Source organism: Calidithermus terrae, from assembly GCF_003574345.1.
GTDB classification, from domain to species: domain Bacteria; phylum Deinococcota; class Deinococci; order Deinococcales; family Thermaceae; genus Calidithermus; species Calidithermus chliarophilus.
On record NZ_QXDL01000418.1, the window covers coordinates 1 to 1376 of the forward strand.

The window sequence follows — 1376 nt, forward strand, 5'->3', positions numbered from 1 at the left end:
GAGTGGGTGCTGGTGCAGGCCGCCGGGGGCGCGCTGGGCACGGCGACGGTCCAGGTCGCGCGGGCGCTGGGCCTGCGGGTCGTCGCCACCGCCTCGAGCGAGGCCAAGCTCGAGCTCGCCCGCCGCCTGGGCGCCGAGGTGACCTTGCTGGGCAGCCGGCCGGACCTGCTCGAGGCCGTGCGGGAGGCCACCGGGGGGCACGGGGTGGACGTGCTGGTGGAGGTGGTGGGCGGGGCGGGTTTCGCCCAGAGCCTCCAGATGCTGGCCTACCGGGGCCGCCTGCTGGTGGTGGGCTCGGCCAGCCGCGAGCTGGCCCAGATGCAGCCGGTGAGCCTGATGAAGCGCAACCAGAGCGTGATGGGCGTGTGGCTCACCCCCTTCCTGGCCGACCCCCAGGCCCTGCAGGAGGCCACCGCCTTCCTCAGCCCCCTGCTGGCCTCGGGCGCGGTGCGCCCGGTGGTGGGCAAGGTCTTCGCGCTCGAGAACGCCGCCGAGGCCTTCGCCTACGTCACCGGCCGCCACAGCAGCGGGAAGGTGGTGCTCACCCCGTAGAATCGGGCTCGTGGAAACGCAGACGCGAACCCTCGAGCTGGTCTTCCCCGAACACGCCAACCCCGGCGGCAACGCCTTCGGCGGCTTCGTGCTGGGCCTGATGGACAAGGTGGGCTCCTACGCCGCGATCCGGCGCGCCCGCAAGCGCTGCGTGACGGTGCGGGTGGGCGAGGTGGTCTTCGAGGTGCCCATCAAGGTGGGGGATCTGCTCGAGGTCGTGGCGAAGGTGGTGCGGGTGGGCCGCACCTCGATCACGGTGGAGGTCGAGGTGTACCGGGAAAACCTCAAGGAGGCCAAGGTGCTGGCGACGCGGGGCAACCTGACCTACGTGGCGATCGACGCGGAGGGCAGGCCGACGCCGGTGGACCCGGTGGAGTGAGGCGGGTCGATAGCCGGTAGCCGGGCGCGGGTCGTGTGTTTTAGGTCGTACGTCCTACGTCCTACGTCGTACGCGAGACGCAAAACGCCTCGGCCCTCGGCGCCGGCGGGGAGGGTCCACCACGAGCCACACGCCTCGAGCCTTCCACTTACCGCTTACGGCTGAGCGCTGACCGCTGAGCGCTGAGGGCCGAAAGCTGGCGGCTGACGGCCGACGCCAGCACGTCCAGTGCGGCCAGGGTGAAGGCGGGGACGTTCATGCTGAAGAGGACGGGGAGTTCCTCGAGCAGCGTGGTGGACTCGTCGAGGAACTTGAGCACCTGCGGGGCCGGGCGGCAGCGGAAGAGGTCGCGGAAGGACCTAAAACACACGACCCGCGCCCGGCTACCGGCTATCGACCCGCCTCACTCCACCGGGTCCACCGGCGTCGGCCTGCCCTCCGCGTC

General features: G+C 71.5%; 3 protein-coding genes. 2 read left to right on the forward strand and 1 reads right to left on the reverse strand.

Going from position 1 to position 1376, the window contains the following annotated elements:
* Nucleotides 1-552 (forward strand): zinc-binding dehydrogenase (locus tag Mterra_RS21275; protein WP_147373044.1); only part of this gene is annotated, 552 nt, incomplete at its 5' end.
* Between the two features lie 10 nt (nucleotides 553-562).
* Nucleotides 563-931, forward strand: a complete 369-nt coding sequence (locus Mterra_RS21280) for an acyl-CoA thioesterase (protein WP_119316877.1) — start codon at nucleotides 563-565, stop codon at nucleotides 929-931.
* Nucleotides 932-1079: 148 nt separating this feature from the next.
* Here Mterra_RS21280 and Mterra_RS21285 read toward each other — a convergent pair whose 3' ends face one another.
* On the reverse strand, nucleotides 1080-1301 hold the full coding sequence (locus tag Mterra_RS21285; protein ID WP_176582571.1) for a hypothetical protein: 222 nt from the start codon (nucleotides 1299-1301) through the stop codon (nucleotides 1080-1082).
* Nucleotides 1302-1376 lie beyond the last annotated feature (75 nt).